Source organism: Oerskovia jenensis (assembly GCF_016907235.1).
GTDB lineage: Bacteria > Actinomycetota > Actinomycetes > Actinomycetales > Cellulomonadaceae > Oerskovia > Oerskovia jenensis.
Genome location: NZ_JAFBBO010000001.1, coordinates 3162432 through 3179399, shown reverse-complemented (window position 1 = coordinate 3179399; position 16968 = coordinate 3162432). Strand labels below are relative to the sequence as shown.

Genomic DNA, 16968 nt, shown 5'->3' with positions numbered 1-16968 from the left:
GACGAAGGGCGCGACCCGCGGGTCGCGCCCTTCTGGTTTCCCTGGATGCCCGAGGGGCACCAGAGGAACCGTGTCAGAACGAGCGTGGCCCCATGTTCACGCTCGCTCTGACAAGTTCGTGCGCCAGGTCTTCAGACCTTCACGCCGAGGTGCTGCATCTCGAGCACCAGGCCCTTGATCGCCGCGGCCGGCACCTGTCCCCCGCGCTCGACCAGCGCGGCGACCGACGCCGGGATCTCGGGCTCCGAGCACAGGATCAGGGGCGTGTCGGCTGCGGAGTCGGGCAGGCGACCGTGCGTGCCGCGCACGTAGGACGCGTCGAGCGGCACGGTGCTCATGGCATACCGCAGCCCGACCTTCTTCTTGACGAGGTTGAGCCCGGCCTTGGCCTTGGCCAGCCGGTCGGCGGGGTCGAAGAAGAGCTCGGCGGGGTCGTAGCCGGGCTTGCGGTGGATGTCGACGCCGCGCGCGTACTCGGGCGCGCGGGCGTCGTCGAGCCAGTAGTAGTAGGTGAACCAGGCGCCTGGCTCGGCGACCACGACGAGGTCACCCGAGCGCTGGTGGTCGAGCCCGTAGCGGGCCTGCGCCTCGCGGTCGAGGACCTCGTCGACGCCGGGCACGGAGCGCAGCAGGTCCTGCACGCGGGCGAGGCGGGACGGGTCGTCGACGTACACGTGCGCGACCTGGTGGTCTGCCACGGCGAACGCCTTGGACGTCCAGGGGTCGAGCTGCTCCTTGCCGTCCTGCACGTAGACCTCGAGCAGACCCTCGCGGCGCAGGATGCGGTTGAGGTGCACGGGACGGTTCGCCTCGGCGATGCCGTACTCGGAGACCACGACGACCGCGACGCCGTTGTTGGCCGCGTCGTCGAGCAGGGGGGCGAGGACCGCGTCGAGCTCGGCCGCGGCGGCGTCGGCCTCCGGGGAGTCGGGCCCGAACCGCTGGAGGTCGTAGTCGAGGTGCGGCACGTAGGCCATGGTCAGCTCGGGCGAGTGGGTGCGCAGGACGTGCCGGGTCGCCTCGACGATCCAGGCCGAGGACGCGATCGCGGCGGTCGGCCCCCAGTAGGTGAACAGGGGGAACTCGCCGAACCGCCCGGTGAGCTCGTCGTGCAGCGCGGGCGGGCGGATGTACGCGTCGGGCGACTTGCGCCCGTCGGCGTGGTAGATCGGGCGGGGCGTGACGGTCACGTCGGTCGTGGCGCCCATGGCGTACCACCAGCAGACGTTCGCGGTGCGGTGGTCGGGGTTCGCACGCCGGGCGGCCTCCCAGATCTTCTCTCCCGAGACGAGCTTGTTGTGCTGGCGCCACAGGAACACCTCGCCGAGCTCGCGGAAGTACCAGCCGTTGCCCACGGCGCCGTGCTGGGCGGGGGCGAGGCCGGTCGTCATGGTCGCCTGGACGGTGCACGTCACGGCGGGCAGCACGGTCGCGAGCTGGGTCTGCCAGCCGCCCGCGGCGAGCTGACGCAGGCGCGGCATGTGGGCGAGGGCCTTCTCGGTGAGCCCGACGACGTCGAGCAGCAGCACGGGCTTCATGCGAGGACTCCTGAGGTCAGAGGGGTGGTGAGGGTCGCGGGAGCGGCCGGGCGGGCGGGGGCGGGGTCGTCGTCGGGCCCGAGCAGGTGCTCGGTCGCCCACCGCAGCTCGGCGGCGATCCCCGCGACGAGCGGCTCGACACCGCCCCCGCCCACGGCGTCCCCGGCCGGGGACGGCACCGGGAACGCGGGCGAGCCGGGCGGCAGCACGGCCCACGTGTAGGTCTCGACGTCGAGGTGGGCCTCGTCGCCGTGCGGTGCGGCCCGCACGGCCGCCACCGCGGCGCGCAGCACGTCGGTCGTCGCGGCGAGCGGCGGGGCGGGCTCGTGGTGCAGGGGCACGTGGAAGTGCACGCGCCACGGCCCCTCCCCCGGCAGGCCGGGGGGCTCGCCGGCGCCCAGGGCGTCGGGCAGGTCGTCGACGGGCAGCACGTCGCCGCTCGGCGCGAGCTCGCGCACCTGGTGGATGTAGCGCTTCTCGACGAACTGCCCGACGGCGTCGCGCGCCCCGGGCGCGGACGGCTCGGCGAGGTGCAGCGCGGCCGAGGCCTGCACCTTGACGACGCGCAGGCCGGCCCCCGTGATGCGCTCGACGGCTGCGGCCGGGTCGGCGAACGAGACCGCGAGGTGGCACGTGTCGAGGCAGACGCCCACGAACGCGGGGTCGATGCCGCCGCCCACCTGCTCACGGGCAGGACCGTCGGGCGCGAGCCGCGCCTCGAGCCACGTCACGACGTCCTCGACCGTGTCGAGCACGCACCCGGGCTCGGGCTCGACCGCGACGCGCACGACCTTGCCCGTGCGGGCGGCGAGGTCGCGCAGCCCGGCCGAGAGGTCCTCGAACGCGCGCGTCGCCGCGGCGTCCTGGGCGGGCGACCACGCGACCCCGTCCGGCTCGCGCCAGGCGAGCGGGAGCGTCGAGATGGACCCGTCCACGCCGTCGGGCAGGAGGGCCGCGAGGACCTCGGCGCACTCGAGCGTGTAGGCGAGCCGCTCGGCGTCGGCCCACGTGGGCGAGTAGACCGCGAGCTTGACGACGTCGTCGTGGAACCCGCCGTAGGGGAACGCGTTGAGCGTGTGCACCTGGAGGCCGTGCTCGTCGAGCGCGGCCCGCAGCCGGGCCATGTCCTCGGCCGCGCGCGGGGACGCCGAGAGGCGGTGCGCGAGCGAGGCCGGCAGCCACAGCCCGACCCCGAGCACGTCGAGCCCCGCGGCCTCGCGCACGGGCCCGGCGTACCGGGCGAGCTGGTCGACCACGCCGTCGAGGTCCTCGGCGGGGTGGACGTTGGTGCAGTACGACAGCAGCATCAGACCCGGGCCCCGCGCAGCACCGAGCTGCCCTCGTAGCTCGCGGTCGCGGCGGGCGCCTCGCCCTCGACGAACCCGGGCACGGGGTCGAGCAGCAGGTTGCCGGACTGCCCGTAGAACGCCACGGGGTTGCGCCACAGGACCTTGTCGACCTCGTCGTCGGTGAACCCGGCCGCGAGCATGGCCCGCCCGGTCTTGAGCGTCTTGAGCGGGTCCGAGCGTCCCCAGTCTGCGGCCGAGTTGACGAGCACGCGCTCGGTGCCGTGCTCGAGCAGGATCGCGACCATGCGGTGCTCGTCCATCTTGGTGTCGGGGTAGACCGAGAACCCCATCCACGCCCCGGCGTCCTTGACGAGCGCGACGTTGGTCTCGTTGAGGTGGTCGACCACGACCATCCCGGGGGCGATCCCCGACTCGCGCACCACGTCGAGCGTGCGGTGGGTCCCGACGAGCTTGTCGCGGTGCGGGGTGTGGACCATGACGGGCAGCTTCGCGTCGACCGCCATCGCGAGCTGACGTGTGAACGCCTCGTCCTCGGCGGGGGTCATGGAGTCGTAGCCGACCTCGCCCACAGCGACCACGCCGTCCTTGGCGAGGTAGCGCGGGATCTCGTCGAGCACCTCGGTGCAGCGCGGGTCGTTCGCCTCCTTGGGGTTGAGGGCGATGGTCGCGTGGTGGCGGATCCCGAACTGCGTGGCCCGGAACCGCTCCCAGCCCAGCAGGGAGTCGAAGTAGTCGAGGAACGACCCGACGGTCGTGCGGGGCTGCCCGAGCCAGAACGCGGGCTCCACGAGGGCACGCACGCCCGCGGCGTACATGGCCTCGTAGTCGTCGGTCGTGCGGGAGGTCATGTGGATGTGGGGGTCGAAGATGCGCATCAGGCGTCCTTGCTGTGGTTCGCGAGAGAGGTCGTGGGCACGGTGGGCAGGGTGGGGGCGCCGGTCCCGTCGGGCGCCTCGGGCGCGATGCGCGCGACGTCGTCGGGCACGACGCGCCCCGCTGCCCGGCGCTCGGCCGCGAAGTCGCGGGCCATGCGCGCGAGCTCGTCGTCGGCGCGCTCGTCGAGCCCGGCGACCGCGTCGAGGCTCACGCCCATGAACACGAGCTTGAGCACCGCGTGGCGCCACGCGTGGTCGTCGAGGTGCGCGGCCGCGAACGGCCCGACCGCGGCGGCCACGAGGCTCTGGTCGTTGGCCCGCAGGGCGTCGGCCGCGAGCATCGACCCGGCACGGACTACGGCGGGCGGCAGGGTGTCTCTGGGCTTCCCGGCGAGCGCCAGCGCGTCGAGCCCGCGCAGCACGCCCCGCCGCTCGGGCGTGTCCCCGCGCTGGTAGGTCTCGGTCAGGCGCGTCGCGAGGGACTCGCCGTCGGCGGGCAGGGCGCCCGCGAGCGCCACGACCAGGCGGGCGCGCGCGGCGTCGTCGAGCGTCCCGTGCAGCACCCCGGCGGGGTCCGCGCCGGGGTCCAGGGGTGTGCGTCCCACGGCCCGCCCGGCCCGCGCCAGGTGCCCGACGGCGGAGCCCGGGTCCGAGGCGACGTCGCCGCACGCCCCGTCCAGCCAGGCGGCCTGCTCGTCGGTGAGCAGGCCCGCGAGGGCGTCGGGGTGACCGGCTGCGGGCGGGCCCGCCGTCGCTGTGGCGCCCGGTGCGGTGGTCAGGTCGGGGGTGGTCATCGGAGTGCCTCCTGGGGTGTGGATGCGGTGGTCGTCGGAGAGGTCTGGTCGGTCGCGCTCCACGCGGCCCAGGCCTCGGTCATCGCGGCCATGCTGCGGTGCGCGAGACCCGGTGCGTCGTACGAGTGACGGGGCAGCTCGACGGCCGCGACCCCGGTGTAGCCGATCTCGCCGAGCGTGCCGAGCGCGAGCGACAGGTCGAGCTCGCCCTCCCCGAACGGCAGGTGCTCGTGCGCGGTGTGCCGCATGTCGTCGACCTGCACGTTCAGCAGGTGGGGTGCCGCGGCGAGCAAGGCTCCACGCACCCCGTCGGGCTCGACGACCACGCAGTGCCCCAGGTCGACCGTCAGCCCCAGCTCGTCGGGCGAGCCGGTGTCCTCGCGCAGCCGCAGGGCGTCTCCCACGGTCTCGACGAGCATCCCGGGCTCGGGCTCGAGCGCGAGCCAGACCCCGTGCTCGCGGGCGTGGGCCACGACGCGCGGCACCCGGGCGAGAAGGCGCTCCCAGCCGGCCTCCGCCGTCGTGCCTGCGGGCAGGACACCGGAGAAGAAGGACACGCACTCGGCGCGCAGGCCCGCCGCGACCTCGACCGCACGGCACAGGAAGCGGACCCGGAGGTCCGCGAGGTCCTCGTCGGGGTCGAGGAACGTCGGGTGGTGCTTGCGGAACGGGTCGAGCAGGAAGCGCGTGCCCGTCTCGACGACCACGCGCATGCCCAGGTCGTCGAGGCGCTCGCGCAACCGGGCGACCTGCACGTCCGCGTCGTCCGCGAACGGGTCCAGGTGCGGGTGCCCGAGCGTCAGCGCCACGGCGCCGTAGCCCTCGTGCGCGAGCACGTCGAGCGCGACGTCGAGCGGGTGGTCGGTGAAGCCGTTGGTGCCGTACCCGAGGGTGAACGGCATGCGAGGGACGGAGGACGCTGCCGAGGTCTCGCTCACGACTCGCTCAACCCCGGGTGCGGGCCCACGCGACGCCGGCCACGGGCGCGCAGCGCACGGCCCACGAGCTCGACCCCCGCGAGGACGGCGACCGAGCCCAGGCTCCCGCCCCGGGCCGCGAGCGCCGCCTGCAGCGGGACCATCGACCGGATGCCGGCCTTGGTCGCCGCGAACGCGTTCGTGGCGTCGGGAGAGCCGACCGTGGCGGCCTGCTGTGGCAGGCACGAGGCCACGTACACCCCCGCGGAGGCGAGCGCGGCGAGCGCGGGGACGACGGCGCGTGCCCGGCCGAGCGCGTCGGTCTGCCCGCCCGACGACCGGACCGACGACGGCGCAGAGGCGAGCGACGTCGTCGGGCCCCTGCGCAGCGAGCGCAGCGCCCCCACGGCCAGGACCCCCGCGACGCCCACCGTGCCCGCGGCGACCGCGGCCGCGACGGGCTGCGTCGTGCCGTGGACCTCGCCCCGCGAGAGGACGGTGACCCCGGCCGTGTGCACGGTGAGGGCGGCCGCGGCCGGGAGCGCCGCACGCACGCGCCCCCTGCCCGCACCCATGAGCACGTCGAGGCCACGGCAGGCCGCCATGACGACCGGACCGCTCACGTGGTTCTTCGCGACCAGGTCGTAGGTCCACACGCTCGCCGCGAGCGGTACCGCGAGGGCGAACGAGCGCCGCCCTCCCCCTGCCCCCGCGAGCACGAGCCCCGCGGCCGTGAGCCCCGACGCGACGCCGAGGGCCTGCGCGGGCGAGATGCGCCCCGAGGGCAGCGGACGCTCGGGGCGCTCGAGCGCGTCGAGCTCGCGGTCCGCGTAGTCGTTGAGGGCCATGCCCCCTGCGTACAGGCACGCCGACGACAGGGGCAGCAGCGCGAGGCGCCACGGCCTCACGTCGGCCGTGCTCCCGGCGCGGCGGGCCGGACGGAGCCGCCCGCCCGCGGCCGCCCCCGCGAGGGTGTCCCCCACGACCGAGAGGACCGCCGGGGCCCGGACCAGGTCGAGGTAGTCGCGCAGGGTCACGGCTCGCCGACCTCGGCCCGTGCCTGGTCCGCCTGCGCGCTCGTCCGGTGCGCCCAGACCCCCAGCTCGCGCGACTGCTCCGCGAACGCGTGCACGTCCGAGCCCCACGGGTCCTTGAAGAAGAAGCCCATCTCCGGCACGGCCCCGGACAGGCCCGCGGCGTCCGCGAGCGCCAGCAGGCGCGCGAGGTCCAGCACGAGCGGGGCCGCGAGCATCGAGTCGTACGCGCTCCAGGTGGTCTGCAGCGTGAGGCGCGACCCCAGGAAGCCCTCCACGTGGACGTGGTCCCACGCGACCTTGATGTCGCCCAGGTCGGGGACGTTGTCGATGTGGAGCGGGGTCACCGTGGTCCCCGTCAGGTCCTGCAGGCCACGGTTCTTCGAGACGAGCTTGCTCTGGACGGCGTGCGGGTCCGCGAGCGTCGCGCCGTCGCCGCCACCCAGGAGGTTCGACCCGGCCCAGGACAGGACACGCAGGCCACGCGACGCCAGCGCGGGCGCCAGGACCGACCGGAGCCACGTCTGGCCGGTCTTGCCGTCCTGCCCCGCGAACGGGACGCCACGCTCGGCCGCGAGAGCGTGCAGCGCGGGCAGGTTCATGCTCGCCGACGGCGTGAAGCCCGCGTACGGCGCCCCGGCCAGCAGGGCCGCGTAGGCCATGACGGAGCTCGCGGGCAGGACCTCGCGCTCGGGGTCCTCGATCGCGGCGCGCAGCAGGTCGAGGTCCTCGAGCTCGGGGGCCGGGGCGGGCAGCGGCTCGGTCGAGGCGAGGTCGACCACGACGACGCGCGCCAGGCCGTGGCGCTCGCGGAAGGCCGTGACGTCCGCGGCGAGACGCTCGGCCGCGGCGGCCTGGGAGCCCGTGCGATGGGCGGGGTCGTAGCCGGGGCGGATCTCGGCGTCGGCAGCGTCGAGCTGGGGGCGCACGGCCTCGAGCAGCCGGTACGGGATCATGCCCGCCTCGACGAGCATCTCGGCGCGCTTGCCGAGCGGGGTGTCGCTGATGTCGTGACCGCCGACGACGAGGTCCGCGAAGGACGGGAGGGCGACGGAGTCGAGCGGCGGCTGCGCGGTGACGCACCCGGTGGCGGCGCTCAGCCCCGAGGCGATCGCGGCCAGTCCGAGCGTGGCGGTCGTCGCGACGGATCCTCGTGCCCCGACGAACCAGATGCCTGTACGGCCGTGGTTCCAGGTGGGCTGGTGGGGTGAAAGGTGCATCGTCGCTCCTGGTCCCGTCGGTCCCCGCGGGCAGGACCGAAGTGCGGAGTCGAGGGCCTCGTCGCCCTCGACGGGCTCCGTCCCGTGGCGGGCACGCTCGCGCGAACGAGGCGTGCCCAGACCTGCCGGGCTGGTGGCCGTGCAGCGACCCTAACCCCCCTTTTGTCGATGGTCAATCAAAAGCCGGAGGAGAGTTGGGCCGTCTCTGGGATTCGACGACAAAAGAAAGGTGCCGAGGGCAACGCTCGCGCGTGACCCTCGGCACCTCGGTACGTGCCCCTCCGCTGTCCGGGGATCCCCCGACCCGCAGGCCCGCTCAGCGGGTCGGCGAGAAGTCCAGCTCGTCGTCGGCCACCGCGACGACCGACCACGTGCTGCCCTCGGCATCGCTCAGCTCGTACGACGGCACCAGCGCCGCTCCGCCGTCGGCCTGGTAGTGCACGGCCCAGCCGAGACGCGCCGACGTGATGGTCACCTCGTCCACGGGCCAGGAGAAGGCGGCGCCCGCTCCGACGGTCGGCGGGACGGTCGGCACCTCGGGCTCGACCGGGACGTCGTCCGTCGTGGACCCCTCCAGCATCGTCGACGAGCCCCCGGGGCGCGCGTACGCGATGATCCCCGGGCTCCCGAACCGAGGATCACCCAGGCGCTCGACGGCCGCGGTGGGGCTCACCACGGCATAGTCGCCGATCGAGACGGTCGGGGCGAGCGACCCGTAGAGCGACGACAACCCCGCGCCCGAGTACGTCAGGCTCCACGCGACCCCGGTCCGCTGGCCGTCGACCACCTGGGACGCCGTCACCGCGAGGATCTTGCCGTCGGCGTCGTACGACTCGGTCGCGTACTCGTAGCCCGCCGGGTCGAGACCCAACGCGCCGAGCACGTCCTTGCTCGACGAGATCGCGGCGTCGGGCGCGGGGGCCGAGCCGAGGTCCTGCTGACCGCACGCGGCCTGCGGGTCGCTCTCCTGCTCCTCGGTCGTCGCCGCGTCGCTCCCGGGGACCGCGACGATTCCGCACGACCACGGGTCCTTGCCGGGGTCGTTGAACGAGACGCTCGTCGTCCCGTCGGGCTGGAGGCTCATGGTGGGTCCCTGTCCGTCGTTCGGCCCGACGGTCCACGCCCCGTACTCCTGCCGCGGCTCCCCTGCGACCCCCAGCGCCGAGGCCACCTTCGCCGCGGTCTCGGCCGAGAAGGTGCCCGCGGCGTCGTACGCCCACGCAGGGGCCGACGTCCCCTCGGTCCCGAGCCCCGCGGACGTGAACACGGTCCGCCCCCCGAACCCCGGCATGCTCGACATCTTCGCGTCGGCGGCCCCCAGGGCCGTGGAGCCGGCCGCCGCCCCGGCCTCCTGACGACCCGCAGCGCGCTCCTGGAGGGCGATGGGTGCGTCCGCGGTCGCGACCGATCCGCCACCGCCCGAACCCTGCGCGCTCCCGAGCGCGTACCCGCCGACCCCGAACGCCAGCACGCCCGCGACGGCCGCAGCGGCGGCTCCGGCGAGCGGGACCCGGCGCCGCTTCTTCTCGCGGTGGACGGCCAGCTCGTCGAGCTCGTCCCCCTCACCGCCCGACGACGTCGCACCGGTCGCGGCGCCCGGCTCCCCCGGGGTGGTCGTCGACACGGGCCCGAAGGCCCCGCCCAGGTGCGCCCGCACGGTCGCGTCCTTGGCCGCGATCGCGCCGAGATCAGGGGTGGCTGACGCGGCCGGGTCGGCGTCACGGACACGCTCGTACGCCTCGTCGGGCGTGCGGCCGTCGTCGGGCCCGGTCCCGGGGGGAGTGCCGGGGACAGGTGCAGAAGACTGGTCGTCGGTGCTCATCGGGAGCCTCCAGCTCGTCGATCCGGGGGCCCGGATCCTCTACCCCGTCTGTGTCGTCACCGCTCGGTCTCTTGCACGGGACGCAGCGCCGGTGCTGCGGCGCGGTCCCGGACCTGGGCGACCGGGACCTCGCCCGTGTCACCGGCGCGCGCCTGCGCGGCCCAGGCGTCCCGCAGGCGCGAGCGCGCGCGCGACAACGCGGCGTCCGCGCCGCCCCGGCTCACGCCCAGCACCTCGGCGAGCTGGTCGCCCGTGAGCCCGTCCCAGGCGTTGAGGAGCAGGATCCGCCGGTCTCGCGGGGCGAGCACGCCGAGGACCCGACGCACGTGGTCGTCGCTCAGCGCGAGGGACTGCGGGTCGACGTCGTCGGCCTCCTCGGGCACGTCGGCCACGAGGACCGGCCGCATCTTGCGGCGGTGGTTGGCGAGCACGAACCCGGCCGTGCGGTACAGCCAGGGCAGCTCGGCCCCCTCGGGGACGTCCTCGCGACGCCGCCAGGCCGTCGCGAAGACCTCCGCGGTCAGGTCCTCGGTGTCCGGTCCGGCTCCCCCCAGGCCTGCCGGGAGCCGGCGGCGGAAGTAACGGTAGACCGCGGTCGTGTGCGCGGTGAAGAGCGCCTCGAACCAGGCGTCGTCGCGGGTCGGGGGCGTCACTGAGGCTCCAGGTGGGATGGCCGGCATCGTCACCCTCCCTGTGTCGTGGTGACCCCGATCCTTGCAGCGGCGCCGATCCCACGCCAAGGCGTCGCGGCACCGGCCGGGTCGCGCGTCCCGCGCCCGCGGGTACCGCTCCGATCATGCCTCTACCCTGATGCCATGAGCGCCACCGACGACGCAGGCCCGACGACGCCCACGACCCCTCGCCGCGCCCGTCGCAAGGGGCGCCGCGCCGGGTGGGTGGTGCTGGTCCTGTTCCTGCTCCTGGTCGGCCTGCTGGTGTGCGCGGGGCTCCTGGTGCGCGACGCCCTCGCCGCCCGGACGTCGTTGACCGGTGCGATCGACCGGCTGCCCGCGGTCGAGGAGGCGCTGCGCGCAGGGGACGGGGCTGCGGCCGAGGCCGCGCTCGCCGAGGTCCAGCCCCTCACCGCGGACGCCCGCAGCACCACCGACGGCCCGCTGTGGTGGGTCGCCGGCCGCCTGCCGTTCGTCGGCGCCGACGTCCGTGCCTTCTCGACCGCAGCCTGGGCGGTCGACGAGATCACGCAGGACGTCCTGCCTCCGCTCGCGCAGGCCGCGGCGCTCGTCTCGGAAGGTGGAGTCCAGGTCCAGGGCGGAGCCGTCGACCTCGCTCCCCTGACCGAGGCCGCACCGTCGGTCTCCAGCGCCGCCACGACCATGTCGACCGTGGTCGACCGGGTCGGGGGCATCGACGTGTCCGCGCTGCAGGACGTGCTCGCCGGGCCGGTCTCCGACCTCCAGGACAAGGTCTGGACGCTCGACGGGCTCGTGACGACCGCTCACCGCGCGACGACGCTCCTGCCCGCGATGCTCGGGGCCGACGGTCCGCGGACGTACCTGCTCATGGCGCTCAACAGCGCCGAGCTCCGGTCCCCCGGAGGCATCCCCGGGGCGTTCGCCGTGATCGGCACGGACGCCGGGCGCATCACGCTGCTCGACCAGGCCTCGACGCAGGACGTCGGCCCGTTCCCGGACGGGATCAGCCCGCTGAGCCCCGCCGACGAGGAGCTGTTCGGCGCCGACATGGCCGTCTACGTGCAGGACACCGTGTACACGCCCGACTTCCCCACCGCGGCGCCCCTGGCCGCCGCGATGTGGCAGGCGTCGAAGGGGCAGGCCGTCGACGGGGTCCTGACCCTCGACCCCGTCGCGCTCTCCTACCTGCTCGAGGCCACCGGCCCCGTCGACGTCGAGGGTGCCACGATCGACGCCGGCAACGCGGTCGACGTCCTGCTCTCCGAGGCGTACGAGGAGCTCGAGCCCGGCCCCGAGACGGACGCGTTCTTCGCCGCGGTGGCAGCCACGGTCCTCACCACCGCGCTGTCGGGCGACACCGACCCGCAGAGCCTGCTCGGCGCGGTCCAGCGTGCGACCAGCGAGCACCGGGCCCTCGTGTGGTCGAGCCACGAGGACGAGCAGTCCCTGCTCGCGGACACCGTGGTCTCGGGGGACCTCTCGTCGTCCGACCGCGCCGCGGACACCGTCGGCGTGTTCTTCAACGACGCGACCGCGGGGAAGATGAGCTACTACCTCGACTCGGCCGTGCAGCACGTCGCGAGCGAGTGCTCGGCGAGCGGCCGCACCGACACGTTCCAGGTGGACCTCTCCTCGACCGCGCCCGCCGACGCGGCGACCAGCCTGTCCTGGTACGTCACGGGCGGAGGGATCTCGGGGACACCGCCGGGCAACATCCGCACCGACCTCTTCCTGTACCCGCCGCGCGGGGGGAGCATCCTGAACGTGACCGCCGACGGGACGCTGACCGGCAGCGAGGTCGTGGAGATCCAGGGACGCGCGGTCGCGACCCTCCCGCGCGAGCTCGCACCGGGTCAGAGCACGAGCGTGACGTTCACCGTCACGAGCCCGGACGAGGACGCCGACGGGTCGTCGGGCACCCGGCAGGTCGACGTCTGGTCGACCCCGACCATCGACCAGCCGGGGCTCGCGACGATCGAGGTTCCCGTCTGCGGGTGACCTCCGGGAAATCACGGCGAGACAACGATTTCCCAGGAATTGCTTTTCACCCGGACAACCGTCCACTTCCTGACCGATAGTCGCTACCCTCAAAAGTTCAGGGTCCAGTGACGGCAGGAAGGCGCGCCGAGGCTTCGACCCCTCCCATTCATCGACCGCCACGACCAAGACTGGTGAAGACGCCATGAGCACTTCAAGGACCGCACTCTGGGCGCGGGGGCTCCTCGTCGCAGGGCTCGTGGGCGCGACGGCCCTCGTCGGCCCCGCGGCGAACGCGTCCGTCGAGACCCCCGACCCGACCGACGGCGGCTACGTCGAGACGACGCCGCCCCCCACGATCGAGCTCACGGTGCTCCAGCCCGTGTGCGACGGCGACGTGCCCTACCTCGTGTACGACGTCGACGTGACGGGCACCCCGAACGACACCGTGACCATCACGTGGCTCAACCCCTCGGGCGCGAACGTCGTCCAGGCCGGGCTGCCCCTCTCCGGACGGGTCCTGTGGCCCGGCGCCACGGTGGACGCCGCCGGCAAGCCCACGGGCTGGCCGGGCTGGGTGTTCGAGAACGGCGAGTGGGTCGAGGGTGGCACCTTCGGCTGGGTCCGCCCGACCGTGAACGTGCTCTTCCAGGTGAACCCCGAGACCACGGTCTCGGTGGCCTACCCGCCGTCGAGCCCCAACTGCAACACCAACCCTCCGGGCAAGACGACGCCCCCCGGAACGACCACGGTCGACGGCAAGGTCACGACCGTCTCCAACAAGGCCGGCGCCGCCCAGGACAGCGGGCTCGCCGCGACCGGTGCGACCGTCGGCAAGTTCGTCGGTGTCGGTGCAGCGCTCCTGCTGGTCGGTGGCGGTCTGGTGCTGGTCGCACGTCGCGGCCGCAAGGGCAACGCCTGACGACCGACGCTCGACGTACAGCACGAAGGCCCCCGGTGATCATCACCGGGGGCCTTCGTGCTGTACGTCGAGCTCCTGGAGCAGCCGCCGCGCCGCGTCCAGGGAAGGGTCAGGCCGGAGCGGTCGCCCACGTCGCGGCGTAGAGACGCTGCTCGAGTCCCTCGAACGCCCAGCGGTCCGCGATGAGCGTCGGCCCGTTGGGCGAGTCCGGCACGAACCACTGCATCTGCTCGACCGTCATCTGCTCCGCTCCCGAGGCGTCCACGCAGCTCAGCTCGAAGCGTGTGAGCGTCGCGGGCTGACCGTCGATCTCGACGTCCAGCTTGCTCGTCTCCTTGGACGAGGCCACCGTGAACTTCCCGGTCCCGGGGCAGAAGGCCCCCTCGGGGACGTACGCCTGGGCCGTGTCGACCTCACCGACCGCGTCGCCGTTGAGGACGTCGAAGCTCGGGCACGCCTCCGCCTCGGGGCAGCCGCCGGCGCGCACCTGGGTCAGCCCCTCGGAGGGCTGCACGACGGACCAGTAGTCGGCCGCGAACAGGGCGAGCGGACCGACGTCGATGGTGTTCGTGTGCTGACCCTCGTGCTCGTCGTGGGTGTCGGCGGCCGCCGGGCCCGAGCCGGACGGATCGGTGTCTGCCGTGGCCTTGTCCGCCCCGTCGCCACCGGAGCAGGCCGAGGCGAGCAGTCCCACGCCCAGGACGACCCCGACGAGGGGGGCCAGGCGCGCCCGAGCGCCGCTGCGCCGTCGGGCCGGCGAGGACGTCGCCGCAGCTGCGGCCGAAGAAAGGATCACGCGGTGCTGGTGCACGGGTACTGCCTCACTCATGTAGGTCGGCCCCGGCATGACCCACTGGGGAGAGTCATGTCGGGGCCTCGGACGATTTCACGCTACTGATGGCTGCCGGAAAGGGTGATGAGGGGTTCCCACATCCTTGCCGGAGAGGTACGGGAAACCCCGTACGCGACGACGTCCGTGGGGTGGGCGGGCGGGCCGAGGCGCCCAGCGCCCACCCCACGAAGGTCAGCGGTCCTACGACGTCAGCAGGCGCCTCCGTCGGTCCAGGCCCCCCACTGCTGGGCGCCCGGGGTGTCGCCCTGGTTCCAGTACTTCGCGGTCCAGGTGCGCCCGCCGTGGCTGACCTGCGCGCCACCCGGGTACGTCGCCGTGGCGGACCAGGCGGTCGCGGTGCAGACGCCCGTGCCCCCCGTGGTGCCGCCCGTCGTCCCCCCCGCGGTGCCGCCCGTCGTCCCGCCCGTGGTGCCGCCCGTCGTGCCGCCGGTCCCACCGGTGGGCTCGACGACCGTGACACCGCGCGGGTAGTCGTAGGTCGTCGAGTAGGACGTCCCGTTGATCGTGACGATCACGTTGGAGAACTGCGCGATCGGCATCGTCCACTTGAGCTGGTTCGTGATGCTTCCGCCCGCGGGGATGCCGCCGAGGGGCACCGTGAACTCGGCCGTGTGGAAGTCACCCTTGAGGCCGCCGACGTTCGGGCCGACGTGGCCCTGCGTGGTCGTCGTCGTCTTCATGCCCGACCAGTCGCTCATCTCACCCGTGTCCGTGGTGCCGTACTGGAACGAGATGGTCGCGCCCGCCGGGATGGCGGTCTTCGACCTGTTGGTGAACACGACCTTGGGGTTGATCGGGTAGTTGCTGTCCCCGAGCGCGAACTGCGTGTAGTCGATGCCCAGGTCGATCGCCTGCTTCGGCATGACCCGGTCCGCGTTCGCCTTGGTCGCCCCGTAGGCCGTGGTCGTGCTGAGCTTGGCGTGCATGAGGTCGACCATGGTCTGGCCGATCTCGTACTGCCCCTTGGTCTGGTTGTAGCCGTAGTCGCCGGCGAGCTCCCAGATCATGACGCCACCCAGGCCCTTGTCGGCCACGTAGTCGGTCTTGGCGCCGATCGCCTGCGTCGTGTCACCGGACAGGAAGACCTTCTTGCTCGCGTTCCACCACCACTCGTTCTTGGTGACCGGGTCGAAGTGGTGCACGTACGAGCCCGTGACCGCCGTCGGGACCTTGTAGGAGGCCGCGTAGTCGCCCGCGATACCCTTCTGCAGGTTCAGCGCGTGCCAGATCGGGTTCACGCCGGCCGGGACCGCGTTGCCCATGGGGTCCGAGTCGAACCAGAGGTTGTCGATGCCCTCGGCCCCGTAGCCGCACTTGCCGTTGGTGCCCGCCGGGCACGTGAAGCCCGCGGGCGGGACGGCCTTGCCGCCCATGCCGTCGGTACCGCCCTGGACTCCCTGGAAGCCACGCGTGTAGAAGCCGACGCCGAGGTTCACGCGCCCCGCGGGCATCGCGCCACGGAAGTAGTGCGCGGCCCAGTCGCCGTTGAGGTAGCCCATGCCCTTGTACGCCGTGTAGACACCCGCAGCGGTGAGCTCGGGGTCCTTGCCGTCGTCGAACAGCGGCGAGTTGCCACCGACGTGCTCGTTCCACGCACCGTGCAGGTCGTACGACATGAGGTTGACGTAGTCGAGGTACTGGACGACCTGGAAGGCCTCCATGCCGCGCAGCAGCCACCCGGACGACGGCGTCGCGGTCGTCAGCATGTAGTACTCGCCGTCCTCGGCGCCCGCCTTGTCGAGCTTCTCGCGGAGCGTCTTGAGGAGGTTCACGTACCCCTGGAAGTGCTTGTCACGCTTGGCGTCCGAGAACGCGAAGTCGTCCGGGTTGCCGGCGCCCTTGTTGGACGTGGGGTACTCGTAGTCGATGTCGATGCCGTCGAACCCGTACTGGCGGATGAACGCGACGGTCGAGTCGGCGAACGTGTCGATCTTCGCCTGGGACTCGGTCATCGTGTAGAAGCCGCCCGACGCGACACGGTTGCCGTTCGCGTCGAAGTAGCCACCGGTCTCGGCCCACCCCCCGACGGCGGGGATCACCTTCACGCCCGGGTTCGCCTTCTTGTACTTCGCGAGCAGGTTGAAGTGCCCCGTGTAGGACAGGGTCGGGTCCATCGCGGCCCCGGCGACCCCCGGCCACGTCATGTCGGTCGACGCGTTGCCCGCGGCCTGCGCGTTGACCGAGATCTTGTTGTCGGCACCGACGTGCGCGAACGCGTAGTTGATGTGCGAGAGCTTGTTCCAGGGGATGTCGCTCGCGAGGTAGCGCGGCTGGCCGTTGGCCCCCGTGCGCCAGCTCGAGAAGTAGCCGATCACGCGGCGGTCCAGGCCGTTGGGGAGCTTCTCGCGGCCCGCGGTGTCGTAGACGTCGCAGTAGGGGACGTCCACGCCCGGGGTCTTGTACATGCCGTCCGGACGGCACGCCTCGTGGCCCGTCGCGGGGGTCACCGGGGTCGTCGTCCCACCGGTCGTGCCACCCGTGGCCCCGCCGGTCGTGCCACCCGTGGTCCCGCCGGTCGTGCCACCCGTGGTCCCACCCGTCGTGCCGCCGGTCGTGCCACCCGTGGTCCCGCCGGTCGTGCCACCCGTGGTCCCGCCGGTCGTACCACCCGTCGTGCCGCCGGTCGTGCCACCGGTCGTACCACCCGTCGTGCCACCGGTTGTGCCACCCGTGGTCCCACCCGTCGGGCCGCACGCTCCCTGGGAGACCCAGGGGCCGGCGGCGTCTGCGCCGGGGACGTTGTTCTGGGTCCACCACTTCGCCGAGTAGTTCACGCCGTCCTTCGAGACGGCCGCACCGTTGGTGTAGGTCGCCGTCGCCGACCAGGCCGGGGCGCAGTCTGCGGCCGCGGCCGACGACGTGGCGGCCGCGACGAGCATCGTCGCGAACAACGCCGTCGTGGTCGCGAGGGCCGCGCCGACCCGGGCGCGGTGCCCGGTGAGTTTCACGTGCATCGAATCTGCCTTCGTTGTACGGAGCGCGACGCGCGGTGTGCGCGCAGCGCCAAGGACCGCAGGGCGGTGCCCGGCGGAGATCAGGGGGAGCTCACGGAG

At 73.4% G+C, this 16968-nt stretch carries 13 protein-coding genes; 2 read left to right on the top strand and 11 right to left on the bottom strand.

The features are described from left to right. Positions 1-131: 131 nt before the first annotated feature. The 9 genes from JOD49_RS14350 to JOD49_RS14310 all read right to left on the bottom strand — a co-directional run bounded on the left by JOD49_RS14350 (position 132) and on the right by JOD49_RS14310 (position 10163). Positions 132-1538, bottom strand: a complete 1407-nt coding sequence (locus JOD49_RS14350) for an alkaline phosphatase family protein (protein ID WP_205307770.1) — start codon at positions 1536-1538, stop codon at positions 132-134. Continuing rightward, on the bottom strand, positions 1535-2845 hold the full coding sequence (gene eboE, locus JOD49_RS14345) for a metabolite traffic protein EboE (RefSeq protein WP_205307769.1): 1311 nt from the start codon (positions 2843-2845) through the stop codon (positions 1535-1537). The genes JOD49_RS14350 and eboE overlap by 4 nt, the downstream gene beginning before the upstream one ends. Beyond that, complete coding sequence (locus tag JOD49_RS14340; RefSeq protein WP_205307768.1) at positions 2845-3723, bottom strand: TatD family hydrolase; 879 nt, start codon at positions 3721-3723, stop codon at positions 2845-2847. The genes eboE and JOD49_RS14340 overlap by 1 nt, the downstream gene beginning before the upstream one ends. Further along, complete coding sequence (locus tag JOD49_RS14335) at positions 3723-4517, bottom strand: EboA domain-containing protein (RefSeq protein WP_205307767.1); 795 nt, start codon at positions 4515-4517, stop codon at positions 3723-3725. Before JOD49_RS14335 ends, JOD49_RS14340 begins: the two co-directional genes overlap by 1 nt. Then, positions 4514-5419 carry a sugar phosphate isomerase/epimerase family protein gene (locus tag JOD49_RS14330; RefSeq protein ID WP_205307766.1) on the bottom strand — a complete coding sequence of 302 codons (906 nt, stop codon included), beginning with the start codon at positions 5417-5419 and terminating at the stop codon, positions 4514-4516. Before JOD49_RS14330 ends, JOD49_RS14335 begins: the two co-directional genes overlap by 4 nt. A gap of 32 nt (positions 5420-5451) precedes the next feature. Beyond that, positions 5452-6471, bottom strand: coding sequence for an SCO3242 family prenyltransferase (locus JOD49_RS14325; RefSeq protein WP_205307765.1), 1020 nt, complete (start codon positions 6469-6471; stop codon positions 5452-5454). Continuing rightward, complete coding sequence (locus tag JOD49_RS14320; RefSeq protein ID WP_205307764.1) at positions 6468-7688, bottom strand: inositol-3-phosphate synthase; 1221 nt, start codon at positions 7686-7688, stop codon at positions 6468-6470. Before JOD49_RS14320 ends, JOD49_RS14325 begins: the two co-directional genes overlap by 4 nt. A 316-nt stretch (positions 7689-8004) precedes the next feature. Beyond that, on the bottom strand, positions 8005-9510 hold the full coding sequence (locus tag JOD49_RS14315; protein WP_205307763.1) for a hypothetical protein: 1506 nt from the start codon (positions 9508-9510) through the stop codon (positions 8005-8007). Positions 9511-9566: 56 nt separating this feature from the next. After that, entirely contained in the window at positions 9567-10163 is a 597-nt protein-coding gene (locus tag JOD49_RS14310; protein WP_307822558.1) for an RNA polymerase sigma factor, read from the bottom strand. 162 nt (positions 10164-10325) lie between these two features. Between JOD49_RS14310 and JOD49_RS14305 the strand changes: the two genes are divergently transcribed. Both JOD49_RS14305 and JOD49_RS14300 read left to right on the top strand, forming a co-directional pair. Then, positions 10326-12161, top strand: a complete 1836-nt coding sequence (locus tag JOD49_RS14305) for a DUF4012 domain-containing protein (protein WP_205307761.1) — start codon at positions 10326-10328, stop codon at positions 12159-12161. A gap of 184 nt (positions 12162-12345) precedes the next feature. After that, positions 12346-13062: a peptidase gene (locus JOD49_RS14300; protein WP_205307760.1), complete on the top strand. Its 717-nt coding sequence runs from the start codon at positions 12346-12348 to the stop codon at positions 13060-13062. A gap of 109 nt (positions 13063-13171) precedes the next feature. Here the strand turns inward: JOD49_RS14300 and JOD49_RS14295 are convergent, their stop codons facing one another. Continuing rightward, on the bottom strand, positions 13172-13858 hold the full coding sequence (locus JOD49_RS14295; protein WP_205307759.1) for a hypothetical protein: 687 nt from the start codon (positions 13856-13858) through the stop codon (positions 13172-13174). A gap of 245 nt (positions 13859-14103) precedes the next feature. Beyond that, positions 14104-16869, bottom strand: a complete 2766-nt coding sequence (locus JOD49_RS14290; RefSeq protein ID WP_205307758.1) for a glycosyl hydrolase family 18 protein — start codon at positions 16867-16869, stop codon at positions 14104-14106. Positions 16870-16968: the final 99 nt, after the last annotated feature.

What these genes read in the sequence shown, in the direction of transcription:
- JOD49_RS14350 (WP_205307770.1), bottom strand. Translation starts at nt 1,538, where the DNA reads ATGAAGCCCGTGCTGCTGCTCGACGTCGTCGGGCTCACCGAGAAGGCC.
- eboE (WP_205307769.1), bottom strand. Translation starts at nt 2,845, where the DNA reads ATGCTGCTGTCGTACTGCACCAACGTCCACCCCGCCGAGGACCTCGAC.
- JOD49_RS14340 (WP_205307768.1), bottom strand. Translation starts at nt 3,723, where the DNA reads ATGCGCATCTTCGACCCCCACATCCACATGACCTCCCGCACGACCGAC.
- JOD49_RS14335 (WP_205307767.1), bottom strand. Translation starts at nt 4,517, where the DNA reads ATGACCACCCCCGACCTGACCACCGCACCGGGCGCCACAGCGACGGCG.
- JOD49_RS14330 (WP_205307766.1), bottom strand. Translation starts at nt 5,419, where the DNA reads ATGCCGTTCACCCTCGGGTACGGCACCAACGGCTTCACCGACCACCCG.
- JOD49_RS14320 (WP_205307764.1), bottom strand. Translation starts at nt 7,688, where the DNA reads ATGCACCTTTCACCCCACCAGCCCACCTGGAACCACGGCCGTACAGGC.
- JOD49_RS14315 (WP_205307763.1), bottom strand. Translation starts at nt 9,510, where the DNA reads ATGAGCACCGACGACCAGTCTTCTGCACCTGTCCCCGGCACTCCCCCC.
- JOD49_RS14305 (WP_205307761.1), top strand. Translation starts at nt 10,326, where the DNA reads ATGAGCGCCACCGACGACGCAGGCCCGACGACGCCCACGACCCCTCGC.
- JOD49_RS14300 (WP_205307760.1), top strand. Translation starts at nt 12,346, where the DNA reads ATGAGCACTTCAAGGACCGCACTCTGGGCGCGGGGGCTCCTCGTCGCA.
- JOD49_RS14290 (WP_205307758.1), bottom strand. Translation starts at nt 16,869, where the DNA reads ATGCACGTGAAACTCACCGGGCACCGCGCCCGGGTCGGCGCGGCCCTC.